Annotated in this window: 15 protein-coding genes, 3 tRNA genes and 1 pseudogene; 8 read left to right on the forward strand and 11 right to left on the reverse strand. The window is 43.1% G+C overall.

Going from position 1 to position 16619, the window contains the following annotated elements:
• Nucleotides 1-6: 6 nt before the first annotated feature.
• Nucleotides 7-510, forward strand: coding sequence for a hypothetical protein (locus DDA898_RS14045; RefSeq protein ID WP_038901577.1), 504 nt, complete (start codon nucleotides 7-9; stop codon nucleotides 508-510).
• Between the two features lie 227 nt (nucleotides 511-737).
• On the forward strand, nucleotides 738-1178 hold the full coding sequence (locus tag DDA898_RS22430) for a Wadjet anti-phage system protein JetD domain-containing protein (protein WP_236616669.1): 441 nt from the start codon (nucleotides 738-740) through the stop codon (nucleotides 1176-1178).
• Nucleotides 1179-1379: 201 nt separating this feature from the next.
• Here DDA898_RS22430 and DDA898_RS14050 read toward each other — a convergent pair.
• The 4 genes from DDA898_RS14050 to uvrY all read right to left on the reverse strand — a co-directional run bounded on the left by DDA898_RS14050 (nucleotide 1380) and on the right by uvrY (nucleotide 4684).
• Nucleotides 1380-1455: transfer RNA gene (locus DDA898_RS14050), tRNA-Gly, on the reverse strand.
• Between the two features lie 141 nt (nucleotides 1456-1596).
• The gene (pgsA, locus tag DDA898_RS14055) at nucleotides 1597-2145 is read right to left on the reverse strand and encodes a CDP-diacylglycerol--glycerol-3-phosphate 3-phosphatidyltransferase (RefSeq protein ID WP_013318558.1); all 549 of its coding nucleotides are present in this window, start codon (nucleotides 2143-2145) and stop codon (nucleotides 1597-1599) included.
• 57 nt (nucleotides 2146-2202) lie between these two features.
• Nucleotides 2203-4035, reverse strand: coding sequence for an excinuclease ABC subunit UvrC (uvrC, locus tag DDA898_RS14060; protein WP_038911497.1), 1833 nt, complete (start codon nucleotides 4033-4035; stop codon nucleotides 2203-2205).
• Complete coding sequence (uvrY, locus tag DDA898_RS14065; RefSeq protein WP_013318560.1) at nucleotides 4028-4684, reverse strand: UvrY/SirA/GacA family response regulator transcription factor; 657 nt, start codon at nucleotides 4682-4684, stop codon at nucleotides 4028-4030. The genes uvrC and uvrY overlap by 8 nt, the downstream gene beginning before the upstream one ends.
• A 650-nt stretch (nucleotides 4685-5334) precedes the next feature.
• On the opposite strand from uvrY, the gene DDA898_RS14070 reads away from it, so the two are divergent.
• Nucleotides 5335-5559, forward strand: coding sequence for a DUF2594 family protein (locus tag DDA898_RS14070; protein ID WP_038901579.1), 225 nt, complete (start codon nucleotides 5335-5337; stop codon nucleotides 5557-5559).
• Nucleotides 5560-5891: 332 nt separating this feature from the next.
• On the opposite strand, the gene DDA898_RS14075 is transcribed toward DDA898_RS14070, so the two are convergent.
• A tRNA-Lys gene (locus tag DDA898_RS14075) sits at nucleotides 5892-5967 on the reverse strand.
• Between the two features lie 326 nt (nucleotides 5968-6293).
• On the opposite strand from DDA898_RS14075, the gene cycA reads away from it, so the two are divergent.
• Nucleotides 6294-7697 carry a D-serine/D-alanine/glycine transporter gene (cycA, locus tag DDA898_RS14080; protein ID WP_038911498.1) on the forward strand — a complete coding sequence of 468 codons (1404 nt, stop codon included), beginning with the start codon at nucleotides 6294-6296 and terminating at the stop codon, nucleotides 7695-7697.
• A gap of 75 nt (nucleotides 7698-7772) precedes the next feature.
• Here cycA and DDA898_RS14085 read toward each other — a convergent pair.
• Nucleotides 7773-8039: pseudogene (locus DDA898_RS14085) on the reverse strand (LysR family transcriptional regulator); the annotation flags it as partial.
• Nucleotides 8040-8423: 384 nt separating this feature from the next.
• Here DDA898_RS14085 and DDA898_RS14090 point away from each other — a divergent pair.
• The 3 genes from DDA898_RS14090 to DDA898_RS14100 all read left to right on the forward strand — a co-directional run bounded on the left by DDA898_RS14090 (nucleotide 8424) and on the right by DDA898_RS14100 (nucleotide 10834).
• Nucleotides 8424-8499: transfer RNA gene (locus DDA898_RS14090), tRNA-Asn, on the forward strand.
• A gap of 179 nt (nucleotides 8500-8678) precedes the next feature.
• Nucleotides 8679-9953 carry a tyrosine-type recombinase/integrase gene (locus DDA898_RS14095; RefSeq protein WP_038911499.1) on the forward strand — a complete coding sequence of 425 codons (1275 nt, stop codon included), beginning with the start codon at nucleotides 8679-8681 and terminating at the stop codon, nucleotides 9951-9953.
• 242 nt (nucleotides 9954-10195) lie between these two features.
• On the forward strand, nucleotides 10196-10834 hold the full coding sequence (locus DDA898_RS14100) for an Ssp6 family T6SS pore-forming effector (RefSeq protein ID WP_236616670.1): 639 nt from the start codon (nucleotides 10196-10198) through the stop codon (nucleotides 10832-10834).
• Between the two features lie 225 nt (nucleotides 10835-11059).
• Here DDA898_RS14100 and DDA898_RS14105 read toward each other — a convergent pair whose 3' ends face one another.
• The 4 genes from DDA898_RS14105 to DDA898_RS14120 form a co-directional block, all read right to left on the reverse strand.
• Nucleotides 11060-11545 carry an Hcp family type VI secretion system effector gene (locus DDA898_RS14105; RefSeq protein ID WP_038911501.1) on the reverse strand — a complete coding sequence of 162 codons (486 nt, stop codon included), beginning with the start codon at nucleotides 11543-11545 and terminating at the stop codon, nucleotides 11060-11062.
• Between the two features lie 465 nt (nucleotides 11546-12010).
• On the reverse strand, nucleotides 12011-13774 hold the full coding sequence (locus DDA898_RS14110) for a hypothetical protein (RefSeq protein ID WP_038911502.1): 1764 nt from the start codon (nucleotides 13772-13774) through the stop codon (nucleotides 12011-12013).
• 8 nt (nucleotides 13775-13782) lie between these two features.
• Nucleotides 13783-14892 carry a hypothetical protein gene (locus tag DDA898_RS14115; RefSeq protein ID WP_038911503.1) on the reverse strand — a complete coding sequence of 370 codons (1110 nt, stop codon included), beginning with the start codon at nucleotides 14890-14892 and terminating at the stop codon, nucleotides 13783-13785.
• A gap of 201 nt (nucleotides 14893-15093) precedes the next feature.
• Nucleotides 15094-15285: a type II toxin-antitoxin system HicB family antitoxin gene (locus tag DDA898_RS14120; RefSeq protein ID WP_038911504.1), complete on the reverse strand. Its 192-nt coding sequence runs from the start codon at nucleotides 15283-15285 to the stop codon at nucleotides 15094-15096.
• 240 nt (nucleotides 15286-15525) lie between these two features.
• On the opposite strand from DDA898_RS14120, the gene DDA898_RS14125 reads away from it, so the two are divergent.
• Nucleotides 15526-15714: a hypothetical protein gene (locus tag DDA898_RS14125; protein WP_025919737.1), complete on the forward strand. Its 189-nt coding sequence runs from the start codon at nucleotides 15526-15528 to the stop codon at nucleotides 15712-15714.
• Between the two features lie 81 nt (nucleotides 15715-15795).
• On the opposite strand, the gene DDA898_RS22440 is transcribed toward DDA898_RS14125, so the two are convergent.
• Entirely contained in the window at nucleotides 15796-16458 is a 663-nt protein-coding gene (locus DDA898_RS22440) for a RipA family octameric membrane protein (RefSeq protein ID WP_071604601.1), read from the reverse strand.
• Nucleotides 16459-16619: the final 161 nt, after the last annotated feature.

Raw genomic sequence — 16619 nt, forward strand, 5'->3', positions numbered from 1 at the left:
GTTATTATGTTAGAGATTGTAACAGGGATGCCAGCATGGGTACTTATTATTTTGATTTCGACCACCTTCTATTGTATAAGTTTTTGCTTTGAAAAAGATGTTAGCATTAAGTTTTTGTTACTTATTCCAGGCTGTTTTATGATTTTTTCGATTATCTCTTTACTACAGCAAGGTCACATCCTGGTTTCAAGTCTGGTGTGGTTATTGGGCTGTATGTTAGGAGGGAGCGTAGCAAAGAGAATTTTTTCACCTCAAGCCTACAGCCTGGGCCGCAAGGAAGGTACAGTTACGGTGCCGGGAACGTATTCCATTATTACAATTTTTTTACTCTACTTCCCTCTTCGCTACTATATCGGCTATCGTCAGGCGATCGCGGTTGATCATACTCTCAGCACTACGATGATGTTGCTATTAGCCGTATCGTCAGGGGGCGTTGTCGGTTTTTTCGCCCTCCGCTCGTATATTATCTTTTTGCGCTATAAGAAACTGAATATTAAAAAAATAGCGTAGCCTGTTGGACCATCCCGTGTTCGGGAGCGTTCAAATTAGCAGAGCATCTGCTTTTCAATAAAGGTTGCAATAACCTTTTCATGCATCTCAACACAGCGCGTGGGAAAAACAGGTGCTTTTTCTAATCAACGTAAGGCTCGATTCACTGAACACCAGACCATCGCCGTCCTGAAGTCTGCCGAAGCTGGATGAAGCGTAAAAATGTTTGCCGTAAGGCCTATCGCTAAATGTGTCCGTTAATTACCACCCTGCCCCCCAATCGCTTTTCATGTCAGCTTATCTATTCGACTCGTTGCCCTTCGGCGCGCCCTTTGGGGTGCTTTCCCTTATATTCCCGTAGACGAATTGGCTACTGGGGAGACATTGATACTTGGGGGCTGAAATTTCTTGCCGATGTACGGCTGAGGCAGCCCCATGTTGAAGCCGTGATGATGGATCGGGAAACACTGCTATCCCACGTTCAACAAGGAGTATGCGAAAAGCGACCAACAGAATTACCTGAGCAAGGTTTGACACCTGCCGAACGTACCTTGTTTGAAGTGTTACGTACTAATCGATACGGCGTCAGCCGACTGGAACAAGAGCGTCGGTTTCAGGACTACGTTGAACAGAGGTTAGAGCCGGGCACGCAGTTCATCGCGCTGCCGGCGCGCCTGCTTCAGGGTTGAAGAGCGGTGTACCACGCACAGGGAAGCGACTCAGCAAACAACCCACATCCGCAACGCACCCGATTTTCGGGCACTAATTTGTGTGCTACGTCGGCGTGCTTTACAGTGATTTTCAGGGGATTTTTCTGGATGTGTAGCAGAGCGATCGCTCTGTTGAACCCGCAATCTACAGATTTTGGTGGACATCTATAGAAAAAAAATTGGAGCGGGAAACGAGACTCGAACTCGCGACCCCGACCTTGGCAAGGTCGTGCTCTACCAACTGAGCTATTCCCGCATTCTACAGAACATCTTGTTTATCAATAACTTTCAATAAACTGTGTCGCTGTCGATGCGGTGCATTCTACTTACCTGACGCAGTGAGTCAATAAAATTATCACCCCACCTGAATCGTTTGCTGTTTTTTAAGGCGAGGCGATCAATGTTCAAGCAAATCGTGCCAGGCGGCGCTCAGGTACTGGAACATCGACCAAAACGTTAGCACGGCAGCCACGTATAACGCCGCCACGCCAGCGGCTTCGACCATACGTTCAGGCCGCCACAGCAACCCGACCAGTGCAACCATCTGCGCAGTCGTTTTGATTTTACCAATCCACGATACCGCCACGCTGCTGCGCTTACCCAGCTCCGCCATCCATTCGCGCAATGCGGAAATGATGATCTCACGGGCAATCATCGTGGCGGCAGGCAACGTAATCCACCAGGAGTGATAATGCTCAGCCACCAGCACCAGCGCAACCGCCACCATGACCTTATCGGCCACGGGGTCCAGAAAAGCGCCAAAGCGCGTGGTTTGTTTCCAGCGACGGGCAAGAAAACCGTCAAACCAGTCGGTCACCGCCGCAAAGACAAAGATGCCTGCGCATACCATTGGTGCCCAGTTGAATGGCAGGTAAAACGCCAGCACAAAGAATGGGATTAGCACAACACGAAACAGGGTAAGCCACGTTGGTATATTAAATCGCATAGCGTCTGGGTAACTGTCTGGCACGAAAGATAATAGGGTTATGTTGCTACATTGCCTCTAGTGTTTCAATGCATGAAAGATTTTTTCTGCCAGCGCATGCGAAATTCCCGGTACGTTGGCGATGTCCTCCACGCTGGCGTTCATCAGCGGCTGTAATCCGCCCATGTATTTTAACAGCATCTGACGCCGCTTCGGCCCCACCCCGTCGATAGTCTCCAGCGAACTGGTGCTTTTTACTTTGGCACGCTGCTTACGGTGACCACTGATGGCATGATTATGCGAGTCGTCACGAATATGCTGAATGACATGCAACGCCGGCGAATCAGCTGGCAGCGCTACCCCCTCGCCTGTCGCTTCGAAAAACAGCGTCTCCAGCCCGGCCTTGCGATCGCTGCCTTTCGCCACACCCAGCAGCAAAGGACGTGATTTGTCCCAGGGCACCTGTAATGACGCAAAGACCTCTTTGGCCTGCGCCAGTTGACCTTTACCGCCGTCAATTACGATGACGTCAGGAACCTTGCCTTCGTCAATCGACTTACCATACCGGCGCCGGAGCACCTGATTCATGGCGGCATAGTCATCTCCCGGCGTGATGCCGGCAATGTTGTAGCGGCGATACTCCGAGCGCAGCGGCCCATCCGCATTGAACACGACGCAGGACGCCACGGTCTGTTCCCCCATGGTATGGCTGATGTCGAAACATTCCATGCGGTTGATTTTTTCGATCCCGAGAACAGACGCCAACGCAGCCAGACGCTGTTGGACCGTCGATTGCTGCGACAACTTCGTCGTCAATGCCGTATGAGCGTTGGTGCGCGCCAGTTTAAGATAGCGCGCGCGGTCGCCGCGCGGTCGGGTTTGAATCTGAATTTTGCGGCCGGCCTGTTCGGTCAGGGATTCAGCCAGCAACTGATGCTCCGGCAGCGAGAAATCCAGCAGGATGTCAGACGGCAAGGTGCGGGAAACACTGCCTTGCAAATAGAACTGGCCGACAAACGTCTGCACCACTTCCGCCAGTTCTGTCCCTCCCGGGACTTTAGGGAAATAGCTGCGACTGCCCAGCACTTTCCCCTGACGGATAAAGAGCACGTGTACACACGCCATACCGGCTTCAAACGCCACGCCGATCACGTCAAGATCATCGCCGTCGCCGGAGACGAACTGTTTTTCGGTCACCCGTCGCACCGCCTGTATCTGATCGCGAATACGCGCGGCTTCCTCAAATCGCAAGTCCCTGCTTGCCGTTTCCATACGTTCGATCAGGCGGGTCAATACCTGCTGATCTTTGCCCGACAGAAAGAGACGCACATACTCGACCTGCCGCTGATACTCTTCATCACTGACCAGACCGCTCACGCACGGCCCCAGACAACGGCCAATCTGATACTGCAGGCAAGGGCGCGAGCGGTTGCGGTACACGCTGTTTTCACACTGACGAATGGGGAACAGCTTTTGCAACAGCAGCAGGGTTTCGCGCACGGCATTGCCATTGGGAAACGGGCCGAAGTATTCGCCCTTGGCGTGTTTGGCGCCGCGGTGAACCGACAGACGGGGATGGGTATCCCCACTGAGGAAAATCAGCGGATAAGACTTATCGTCACGCAACAGCACATTGTAACGCGGCTGATAGCGTTTGATGTAATTGTGCTCAAGCAACAGGGCTTCGGTTTCAGTATGGGTGATCGTCACATCGATCTGCCGGATACTTTTCACCAAAGCCTCTGTTTTACGGCTGGCGACCTGAGCACGAAAATAACTGGAAAGGCGTTTTTTTAGATCTTTGGCTTTACCGACGTAGATAACCGTGTCGCCGGCATCGTACATACGATAAACCCCAGGCTGACTGGTTACGGTCTTAAGAAAAGCCTGGGCGTCAAAACGTTCAGTCACTACTAATCAATGTCTCCGCGCTAAATAAGCCGTGGCGAATCGCCAGATGCGTCAGTTCAACATCGCCATTTATGTTCAGCTTACTGAACATTCGATAACGATAACTGTTGACCGTTTTCGGGCTAAGGTTGAGTTGATCGGAGATCTCCGTCACTTTTTGCCCTTTAGTGATCATCATCATAATCTGTAATTCGCGTTCAGACAGACACTCCAGCGGTGTTTCTGCCTGCGGCTCCAGTTGACTCAACGCCATTTGCTGAGCGATATCCGACGCAATATAGCGTTTGCCGGCATGCACAGAGCGAATGGCGCAAATCACCTCTTCCGGCGTGGCGCCCTTGCTAAGGTAACCCGCCGCCCCGGCCTGCATCACTTTAGCAGGTAACGGATTCTCTGTGTGAATCGTTAGCATTATAACTTTAATTTCAGGGGAAAATCGTACAATTTTGCGTGTTGCCTCAAGACCGCCGATTCCTGGCATGTTCATATCCATCAGCACAACGTCCGCACTGTTATTACGGCACCATCTGACCGCATCTTCACCGCACTGCGCCTCACCAACAACCTTGAGGCCTTTAATATCGTCAAGAATGCGCCGTATCCCTGCTCGCACCAGTTCATGGTCATCAACAAGAAAAACGCTAATCAAAGAACAATTCTCCAAAAAGAGTAACACTTACAGACGAGTTTGTTGCAGGTGGTACTACGTGGTTTAGAAAAAATGAATACACTTTTTAATTAAAAATGTATTTTTTACTCTACCATGTGGTATTATTCTTTAAGTTCCCGAATGATAGCGACTGCGCATCAGACGTGGAACTCACTTCCATCACAGTATTCATATTTCCAACCTGGTTTTTTAGAGAAACAGACAGATTCACTGTCTGAAAAATGTCAAAATCTAAATTTAATCAATAGATTATCAAGTTTTGTAAGTACAGGCAATCGGGTGCGCAATTGCTTTCTTTTCCATCATTGTAACTGTCTTGTCACTTTGCCGCACCGACTGTTTACTACAAATAATACACCTGCTTCAAAATATCCATATAAAAGTTGCAATGTATCTAATCAAACGCATTTAAAAGCCAAAAAACACACGTTAACAAAATATAGGCAAAATGTGGCGTAAACAGATAAAAAGAATACAACTTCATGGGTAAGAATGGTTATTTTCCTGACCAGATGTATTGTCAGCTATGGTATAATAAAGCCAAATTTTGTTATGTCGCCGGCGAGAATGGCAGCGCAGAACCAATCCCTGCTCCACCGCGCCGGCTTCCGTTTGTTACAGGAGACACTATGAACAACAACGACTTTCCGACAGCCTCTACACCCGAAACATTGGCGCATGAAGTCAGCTGCCTGAAAGTGCTGATGACGTTGATGCTGAAATCCATTGGTCAGGCTGATGCAGGCAAGGTCATCGTCAGCATGGAAAAATACATTGCCCAACTGGAAGACCCTGCTGAGGCGGAAATATTCGGCACAACCATTAAGCAAATCAAAACAGTCTATCGCCGCTAATCAAAACCCATCGGACATCAGCGCAACCCGCTATTGCCCGATGGGGATGAGCCGCCTTCCCCGCACAATAAATAAGCAGAAATAAAAACAACAATGCGCGAATGTTGACATAATGATTTATATTTCGTCAACAAAGCAGGCTATTGTCAGATAAATAGCCAGATAAATGGCAATATAAAAGTTTAATACTTGTGATCTATTCCGAAACAGCACGCCTTAACCCAAAATAGAGTTATTGAGTAATCATTCCGGGGAATTAAATAATGAGAAAATATTTCTGCGCGAAAATGCATTAGCATCAAAAAAAGAATAACACAAATGAAAGGAAGTGTTGGTGGGTCGTATAGGGCTCGAACCTATGACCAATTGATTAAGAGTCAACTGCTCTACCAACTGAGCTAACGACCCAACGGGGACGGATTATTCTCTTCTTAACGTCATCTGTCAAATAGTTCATCTTATTTTTTCTGCGGACGGTGAATCGGCGAACACATTGTAACCTATCACTATTTTGTTACCCCTCACGGCTGCCAGTCGGCTTCAGACTGATTCCAGGATATAAATTCGCCATCGATTGAAGCACCTACCGAAGTGACACGAAATACGCCGCAACTCATCATGAGAAGAATACCGTGTTACTATTAACCATTCTAACTTCTTATATCACTAGGGAACGGGAGCGAAACCTGACAAACGCCCTCACCCTGGCAGACACAATCCGGAAATCACATTACATGACAGAACAAACGCACCACGTCCCGGACACTACCGGGCATAGCGATCTGCGGCGCAATCTAACCAACCGCCATATTCAGTTAATTGCCATCGGCGGCGCCATTGGTACCGGCCTGTTTATGGGGTCAGGAAAAACCATCAGCCTTGCCGGCCCATCAATTATATTCGTTTATATGATCATCGGGTTCATGCTGTTCTTTGTTATGCGCGCGATGGGCGAACTGCTGCTTTCCAACCTTAATTACAAATCGTTTAGCGACTTTGCCGCCGACCTGCTGGGGCCGTGGGCCGGTTTTTTTACCGGCTGGACTTACTGGTTCTGCTGGGTCGTGACCGGCATTGCCGATGTCGTCGCCATCAGCGCCTACGCACAATTCTGGTTTCCGGACCTGTCGCAGTGGATCAGTTCCCTGCTGTGCGTCCTGATGCTGCTGACGTTAAATCTGGCCACCGTCAAACTGTTTGGCGAAATGGAGTTCTGGTTCGCCATGATCAAGATTGTCGCCATCGTTGCGCTGATCGTGATTGGCGCGGCTCTGGTTATCATGCAATTTACATCGCCTTCCGGCGCGGTAGCATCCGTGACTAATCTCTGGCAGGACGGCGGACTGTTTCCGAAAGGGCTCAGCGGCTTTTTCGCCGGCTTTCAAATAGCCGTGTTTGCCTTTGTCGGTATTGAACTGGTCGGCACCACGGCAGCGGAAACCAAAAACCCGAAAGTGGTTTTGCCACGTGCAATCAACGCCATACCGATACGCATCATTATGTTTTATGTGTTTGCACTGATGATGATTATGTCGGTTACGCCGTGGCGTCACATTGCGGCAGACCGCAGCCCGTTTGTCGAGATGTTTGTGTTAGTCGGTTTGCCGGCCGCCGCCAGCGTCATCAATTTCGTCGTGCTGACCTCCGCCGCATCGTCCGCCAACAGTGGGGTATTTTCGACCAGCCGCATGCTGTTTGGGCTGGCGAGACAAGGCGATGCGCCGGCGCGTTTCGGTCAGTTATCAAAACGGGCGGTGCCCTCGGCAGGACTGTTTTTTTCGTGCCTGTGCCTGCTTTCCGGCGTCGTGCTGATCTATTTAATCCCTAACGTCATGACGGTCTTCACGCTGGTCACCACCGTGTCCGCCATTCTGTTCATGTTCGTGTGGAGTATCATTCTGTGCTCTTATTTGGTGTACCGCCGGAACCGGCCGCAGTTGCACCAAGCCTCTTCATACAAAATGCCATGGGGAATAGTAATGAGCTGGGTATGCCTGGCTTTCTTTGTTTTCGTGATGGTATTGCTGACATTGCAGCCGGATACCTTGCAGGCGTTGATGGTTACGCCGGTGTGGTTTGTCGTGCTGGCTATCGCCTATCAGTTTATTCGCCGCCGTAGAGCCAACGCCCTGGCGTGACGCCTTAAAACAGCCCTGAGACCAATACGGTCAGCTACGCCTGATGATGTAGCTGACCGTACCCGATTAAACGCTTACCGTTTGCCGTACACCATTCACTGCATGTTTAGCCTGTTCGCACTGATTCAAAATGGTTTGTGCATGCGAATACAGAATTTTGCCCGCTTCAGTCGGCGTCACGCCACGACGACTACGGACCAGCAGTTGCTTCTCCATTTCGCTTTCAAGCGTGGCAACTTGCTGGCTCAGCGCTGGTTGCGCGATATGCAACATTTCAGCGGCCTGGGTCAGGCTGCCGATATCAACGATTTTCACAAAGTATTTGAGCCGTCTCAGATTCATGTGTACCTCCTGAATAGTTACGACTAAGTAGTAGCAAGAAGCGCGCCAGATCATTTCACTATCATCAAAAAAAGCATGGCGATGGCTTAACCCGCTTAAAAATAAGTAAAAGCAATGGCGATAGCGGTGGCAGTAACAATACTAATCCCCCTGTCGCTGTCCGTCGTATCCTGATGCCAGGAGTTTTTTGCACCAAAACAGTGCGATCGCTGCTATTTGAAAGTGCACTCGCTAACGAGTTCAACGGTTCGCCTGGTGTGAAAAGCGCCGACTACCACAGTAATTTCAATCATTTGATTATAACTTCAGCAAACAGTCGCCCGCGACGTTAACATGCTTTGACAAGCCGTCAGGCTATCGCTATCATCCACACCACTTAGCGATTCCTCTGTAGTTCAGTCGGTAGAACGGCGGACTGTTAATCCGTATGTCACTGGTTCGAGTCCAGTCAGAGGAGCCAATTTAAAGAATGTAGATGCCTACGGGCGTCTACATTTTTGCATTTAATCAATTGCTTGCCCCTCTTCTCTTGTCTACTAACATCCACTGAAATACACCTATATCCAGCAATTTTGTTGGTAGATTTCTTGGTAGTTCTGGTTAGATTTTCCTTATACCAACAAAAAGGAAAGAGAATCTATGTCACTTACTGACACCAAAGTAAAAAAAGCTAAACCTCTTGAGAAAGAATACAAGCTTACTGACGGTTTTGGTATGCACCTGCTTGTCCACCCGAACGGCTCTAAATACTGGCGACTTTCCTACCGCTTTGCGCAGAAGCAAAAACTGTTAGCGTTGGGGGTTTACCCTGCTATTTCTTTGACTGACGCAAGGGAGCGTCGTGATGAAGCGCGTAAGCTGATTGCTAATGGGATTGATCCCGGAGCCAGAAAAAAATCAGGCCGTGAGCGACAAGGAACACATGATGAATCTCGCTCCTTTGCTGTAATGGCTCGTGCATGGGCTGAGACCAAAACCAAGTGGTCAGAAGACTACAAAGTTAAGGTCTGGAGACGCATTGAAAACTACCTCCTGCCAGATCTGGGAAATCGTGATGTATCAGAGCTTGATACCAGCGATTTACTCATCCCCCTCAGAAAAGTTGAGAAATTAGGCTATCTCGACATCACCATGCGCCTGAAGCAGTATACAACCTCTATCATGCGATACGCCGTCCAACAGAAGATCATCAGTTATAACCCTGCTTATGATTTGCAAGGCACTATCGAAAAAGGTGAGACAGCGCACCGCCCTTCTATCGAAATCTATGAAATTCCCGATCTCTTACAAAAACTCGACAACTACCGTGGTCGGGGTCTTTTAACAGAATTAGCGATCAAGCTCACATTATTAGTTTTTGTCAGGTCAAGTGAGTTACGTTTTGCCCGATGGAGTGAAATCGACTTCAAAAAATCTCTCTGGGTTATCCCTGAACAACGCAAGGAAGTTAAAGGGGTAAAACACTCTGGTCGTGGTGCCAAAATGAAGAGAAAGCATTTTGTCCCACTGTGCAGGCAGGCGGTTGAGATCTTGAAAGAGGTTAAACAGATCACTTATGGTGAAAAAGCGGGTGACGGGTTTATTTTCACCGGGTTTTACGACAATGATTCTGCGATGAGTTCAGGCACTATCAATAAAGCCCTTCAGCGTATGGGATATGACACCAAAACCGATCTGTGTGGGCATGGCTTTCGCACGTTAGCCTGTAGTGCATTGACGGAATCTGGATTGTGGTCGGAAGATACAGTCGAGCTTCAAATGAGCCATAAAGAGAGAAACACCGTTAGATCTGCTTATACCCATAAAGTCAGTCATCTTGACCAGCGTAAACTGATGCTGCAATGGTGGGCAGACTTTCTGGATGCGAATCGCAATGGAGTAGTTAGCCCGTTTGAGTTTGCACAGAAAGGATAGATTTAAGGCCAAGGATGGCTAGATTGTATTATCACCTCGGTTCATTGCTTTACATTCTCAGTTTCTAAACGACAAGCTTTTTAAGTCGCTGTCCAGGCTAACGTGTCCGCTTACCACTACCTTAAACAAATCTCTTTCCAATGAAATACTTACCAATCTATTAATGTGATAAGAATGTATTCCGCTCATTAGTTGATTGCATTACAATCAATCGTAACGCAATCATGTAATTCATGGATGGAATGACAGTGACTGAAGCAGATCTGGATGAACTGGCTGACCGTATAGTGAAGATGCTAACCACTACGGATTTTTATGAAGGGATGGGATCTGGAATATCAGAGATAGGCAAGAACTACGGTTATCTCGCATATGGCTTTATAGATACCGACTCTCGCTCATCAAGAGAAAGAGAGGTAGAAAGGCTGATCAGAGCGATTCATAAAGGGATTGTATCAAGAGATAAGATCATTGAAGCAATAACCCGCATATTCAACATCTTCAACCGTAATGTTTCCGAAGCTAAAAAAGAGGCAATTTATAATAAGGTAGCCGGAGGATTGGTCGGTGGATTCATTGTTTCTCAGGCAGTGATGATCACATCCAAGCGCATTGGTAATATGCCAAAAGTGTCTACCGCAATGGTGTATTATGTATTGCTATTAGGTGGGATGATGGATAGAGCAATATATAGATCCCGGTCGTTGAGAGAGCAGAATCCTGAAGTTTATTCAGAACTAAGAAGAGATGATTTAGATCTTCTTTTCTTTCTTTTCGAAGATCAAGTCGAGCCATTGGTTGAAGCGATAAAGATGAGAAGAACTTATGGCGCAGGTATGTTTAACAATCTGATTGATAAAGTTGAATACCGGATGAAATGATATGCTTACACTCTTAAAAAAATCGGCGTATTTTTATTTAAAAACATCATCTTTGCTCTTTTCAGCATATCCTTTCTTTGTATTATCTATATTTTATTGGTTGGATATGCTCCGTGGAATGAAAAAACCATTCATCTCATCATCGCCATTGCAGTCTGCTTCGGATTAGGGAAATTCTTCACATGGCTTGATGAAAAATAAATGCAGGGTATCCCCTGCACTTGTTCAGTTCATGAACTTCGTCATTTCCCACAATGCATAACCAGACGTTCCGGCTTTGTGGTGCGTCCATGTCACATCTTTATATCTGATAGAGATATGCTCCAATATCAGTCCAGCACCATCATCAATGATATTAGGCATGACAAGATTGATATCAGATATGAGTCCATCATTGATCTGAATGGAGAAAAACTTCTCTTGCTTGGCATGTTGCGTCGTGCGGTAAAAGTCGAGCAGCACTTTGACTTTCTCTTGCTCGTTCAATGCCATTGCCATTAACGGCGTTGACTTATCGATAGGTTTTACCAGGGTGATCGGGTTATGAACGGCATGGCCGTCATTGCTCATCATATGGTTAAAAGCCAAGATCATGATTTCATCGGTATGCCCTGCCTGATATCGGTTACCGATAGATTCTAATGTGGAGCAGCCCTCAGAAATCAATCCCTGTGATTTACCTTCGATAGTCATGTATGCATAATTAGCCATATAAATTTCCTTTTCAATGGTTTGCGCTTTGCATATTATCGTTAATGAACACTCAAGACCATTGATGCAATTATAATGATTAGGATGATATGGATATCAAAGAGCTCAGCGAATCGATTTGTTCATTCGTAAACTACGATGGGCGTTCCCCGTTGACTGAGAACGAAATAACCCTAATATACGAGTTTAAGAAGCAGCTTCTTGGTAGTGAAGTTGAGCCTCGTGATGTTTTTGTTGAAATATATTTAAAGCACTACAGACATTAGACTCTGGATATTAATCAGATTTAGTGAGTGATAAAGTACCAAATCCGGATACAAAAAACACTTCAATACTAGGCTTATTAGTATATTGAAAATATATAAATCGCCCTTTCAGGGATGCTTAGATCGATAATAAAAATTAAAATTATAACATTAATAGCTAACAAGGATCCTCCACTCGTCAGCTATTAATTTTAGCAAATTATTCGATCAGTCGACACGTATCAAAATAAATATCTAAATTTAGATCCAAAGGTTTAGAAAAAAAACTTCTCTCATTTTTTCCATCACCAATGAAAAATAAACTCGTGCTTTCAGGAAAATATTTTTCTTTAATATCTTGAACTTTAGCCCTTCTAGTAATGCTGACTTTTTCACCACCGCCTGTCGATTTATCATCTGTATATTCTGAAATAGATATAAATGACTGAGTATCTGATGAAAGATTTTTCCCTACAAAAGATAATATGAGATCAAAATTTCTATCATCAATATCTTCTTTAAGGATCGCATCAAGCATAAATGGAAGCCTATGTATTTCAGCAGTCTTATCAATGAGATGATTTAATGCAAAGTGATATGACATTACAGTTTTGTGCAACTCAACGCCCTGGAAAGGGAAAGAATTTATTTTATATAGTTCTGTGTATCTAGGTTCTTTTACATTGAATAATTGCATCTCATTAAGATACCGTTGAAATATATCTTTAAAATCTTTTTCCTTATTAAACCGAGCCAAAAAAAGAGTCTGCTCCTCTTCCATCCCATCAATTAGTAATTTAAGATCGTTAACCCTTGTAGTATGCTCATCCATCTCTTTATGCATATTAGCTAAAAGCCGTACATTTGCTTTGTTGTCTATCCATGTATCAAAAGAAATGTTTTGTGATTTTTTTTCTATGAAATATGAATACTTAATCGATATATCTATTTCCAGGTTTTTAATCTTCGTCAACGAACTATTAATATCAGATTGAACCTCTTGGATTTTAGAATTTATTTTCTCTAAAAGTTTATCAGTATCGTTTATATTTTGATAAAAACTATATAACCCTTCTAAAGAGTATGGAAGTATTTGTGTGCAAGCAGGGCAACGGTCAATATCATTATAGCTTTGACTTTTAATATTCCTTTTCGTCCTTCTAAGTATTTTAAGGTGATTTCTAGTCAATGATAACTTATTACATAAACTTGTATATGTATCGCGTTCACCATCTAACAGTTCTATTGATTGAATATAACCATCGATATATTTCTGAGCCTCATCACCAAACTCTTCATCTAATAATTTAGATACAACCAAGCGAGGTTCATTACTATATTTATTTAACGAGGAAATTTTAGATTGAAGCTGCGCAGTTTCTTTTTTTAATTGATAAAAATGCTCTTTATCAAATGTGTTTTCAATACCCAAATAGTAATCAAGGTATGTATCTTTAAAATCTTTATAAAAACCAAGATTAGAAAATGACTCTCTTAAATAGACCCACCCTACAGACTGAGAAATATAGTAAGGAAGAAACATGCATTCTATTGATGCTTTTTTTAATTCTCCTTTTTGCTCTAAAAGCATATTAAAACCAAAAAGATGAGATAGTTTTTCTTTAAGCTTTATATGTTCAACTCGCGTATCAGCATCAATTCCATGAAAGCTAACAACGCTCCCTCCAACTTCCCTTAAATATATGCTACCTGAGTTTCTTACTATAGTATATTTCTCTTCCCCCTGACCTTTGTTAATAACAAAATCCAATCTAAAGATAGGATTATAATTAATAATTTCACTTAATCCGTCTTTGACATCATTTATACCAAAAGTAAACAATATACTCTGTATTAAAGTGCTTTTACCAGAAGTATTACAGCCACTAATTATATTTATTGCATGTGAAAACCTTTGGTCAAAATATAAACCATGTGTTTCAGAAGCAACAAAAAGTCTATCAAATCTGATAATTGTCTTCATGGCATTCCTTAATCATAACACTCCACATAAGAACAAAGAACCGCAAAAAAAGTATCAATATTACTTAGGTTTAAATGGTGATTCTTTTTAATATCGTTAACATATGCATTTAATATATCTTGAATAGTAAAATACTGGGCTGTGTAATCGTTATTTCTAATAAAATTCTTAATAATTTGATAATCGTAATTACTCATATCCTTAAGTAATTCAAAAGAATTAATTATGTAATCTCCATGTCTTTTCTGTATGTTCATTGGTATTTTAAATTGTACTGAGAATTGTTGAGCGGCTGTTCGCCAGTGATCGAATGCTTTTTGCTGTGAGTCAATTATATTCATAACCATCTTAACTTCCTCACCTTCAACCCTTTTTGCTGGATCAAGCAAGCATATCTCCTGCCCTTGATTATATACTGTCTCCACATTCCTAAATAGATTAAGTATTACGTCAATAGCCGCTTTCGGATCAATTATATGTGGAAACTTTCTAGACATTAGTCCTATAAGCGATTCTTTCTGTTTCGCCGCTGTTCTAGGAAAATCTACCCACTGAATAATTAAATTATCTAATTCCTGTCGATGGAAAACAGAAGACTCATCACTACAGATCTCAGCAACTTTCTTTTCGATTTTATTTTTAATATTCTCGTGTAACTTATCATATAAACAGAGAGAATTCTGCTCGTTTATCTTTGATACCTGCTCAACAACACCTTCGTTTTTAAGCTTCTTTGATGGTGAGTATTTTAATTCCATTTCGGTGTTTGATATAAATGTTAACTGGTGCTTGTAATCTTCACTTTTTTCGAAAGAATCATTTCTCAGATTATCCCCAACCAATAGTATTTTCGATACCATCTCTGAGAATCTAGCGTCTATAGTCCATATTTTCCCACTGAGTTTCTTGGCTTGGTAGGCATGAACTTCGTTAATATAATTCAAGCAGTCGGTTTTAAAACAAAAGAGAAAGTCATCATGATGTTCAATACAAATAAAAAAACTCTTATTTACGAAAGAATTGAAATTTTCTAATAGAAGATATAGCGCACAGTTTCTTTGAAATTCGAAACCAGTTAACGCATCAACCCCAGCATTTATCGCTTTATTTTTAGCCACCTGACTCTCCTGCAATAGCTAAAAATTTCAATTGTTATCCAGCTATCCTGCGGACGCAAATGAAACCATTTAAACGACATATATCATGAAAACGGGAAAAAATAAAATTACACAGACATGTTTAGTGATCTAAAACTCTGTTTAGAATACTGTTTTTTTATACAGACAGAGGACGTAGAGATCTTATAAAAAGAAAAGAGATCACTTAGGCTCAATCCCCTGCTTACGAAGCTCTTTACGGGCAAGTTCTTTGAACCAGTTGCCGAGGCTGACACCTTCTTTTGCTACGACTTCATCGAGCTGTTCACGTAACTCAGGTGAGATCCGGATCTGAAAAGTGGGTGATTTCCCCACTGATGAAGATTTTTTAGTGTCGCGTTTAATCGTTGACATGTACGTACCTTTTTAACTATGCTGAGTTTTATAGGTACGTACAATATCACAAACGCATCTTATACTCATCACCTGTTTCGCCCCTGAAAGGTAGTGCAATACCAGACAGGGGCTAACCACACCGTTAAGGAAGTAACGATATGGCTATCAGCAAGTCTAGCAATTCCCTTTTGGATAAGCACCTTAAACAAGTTAAACGTTATTTTAATCTGTTCCGGCAACAAGCTACGGAGGTGCGTTATGTTCGATAACACACCTTTAGAGCAGGAAGAAATCATCGATCAGTGCAGAGCATTGATCTACGCCGTTATCGAAACCAAACAGCCACAAGTCAAAGAAATTCTGACGTTCATTCTTTGGGAACGGTTGGATTGGTTGTATCAGGATTTTCATGCGGAAGACGAACACAAACTCAGTGATATGAAATAAATTCCATTTATAATTGAAATTTTAAGTAATAATAGAGCTATAATCTTATAGCTCTTTATAATATGATACGTTATGATTTCATCATTGATTATTTATACTTGAAGTTCTTATTGTCCCTAAGTGCCAATATCCACCACTATATGTTCTAGCTATAGTTAAAAATCCGCAGCACACAAGAATAGTCAGCGAAACAAGAATGGTGTAATACCAATTAACATCAGAATCAACGGAAAATTTGGGGAGTGAATAAAATAGCAACCCACACCATATTATGGTTATAAAAAGACTGATTAATTGATTTATTTTAGATACAGAAATAGGTGATGGACCGGTGAGAATGTGGATAAAATTTTCTTTTATTCCTATAGGCTTAGAGCGAGATAAGATTACTTTATATAAAGGGCCATTGACCTTATCTTCTAGCATATCAACATGATTCTCCCAATTCTCCTGCCAATATTTGCTACCACGATTTACACAAAGCCAACCAAATGAAAAAACGATACCAAGAGAAAATAATAAAACAGATAGATCTGTTTTCGATGAAGAAGATGATGATTGTATAGCTATAAATCCAGCAAAGGTCGCAGCTATAAACGTCCAAAAATATGTAGCTCTCTTCCAATAAAGATCTATTTCATACTTTCTAATATCCAATGCATGACTAAGTGACTTATTATTTATTTCCTTATCGGATAAAAAAACTTCTTTATATTCTTCATCAGAAAAATTTCTTTTAGGCATAATTATCTCTTTCCATTTAAAATAATCATTAACAATTAAGTATAACACATTACATCATTGCTAACCCTACGATGTATTGCATTAGCATTTAACTATCACATTTCAAATACATTTTCATACTGAATTATTTCCCTCAATGCTTCCATACATTACCAATAGTG

It is taken from the genome of Dickeya dadantii NCPPB 898 (assembly GCF_000406145.1).
Taxonomy (GTDB): Bacteria; Pseudomonadota; Gammaproteobacteria; order Enterobacterales; family Enterobacteriaceae; genus Dickeya; species Dickeya dadantii.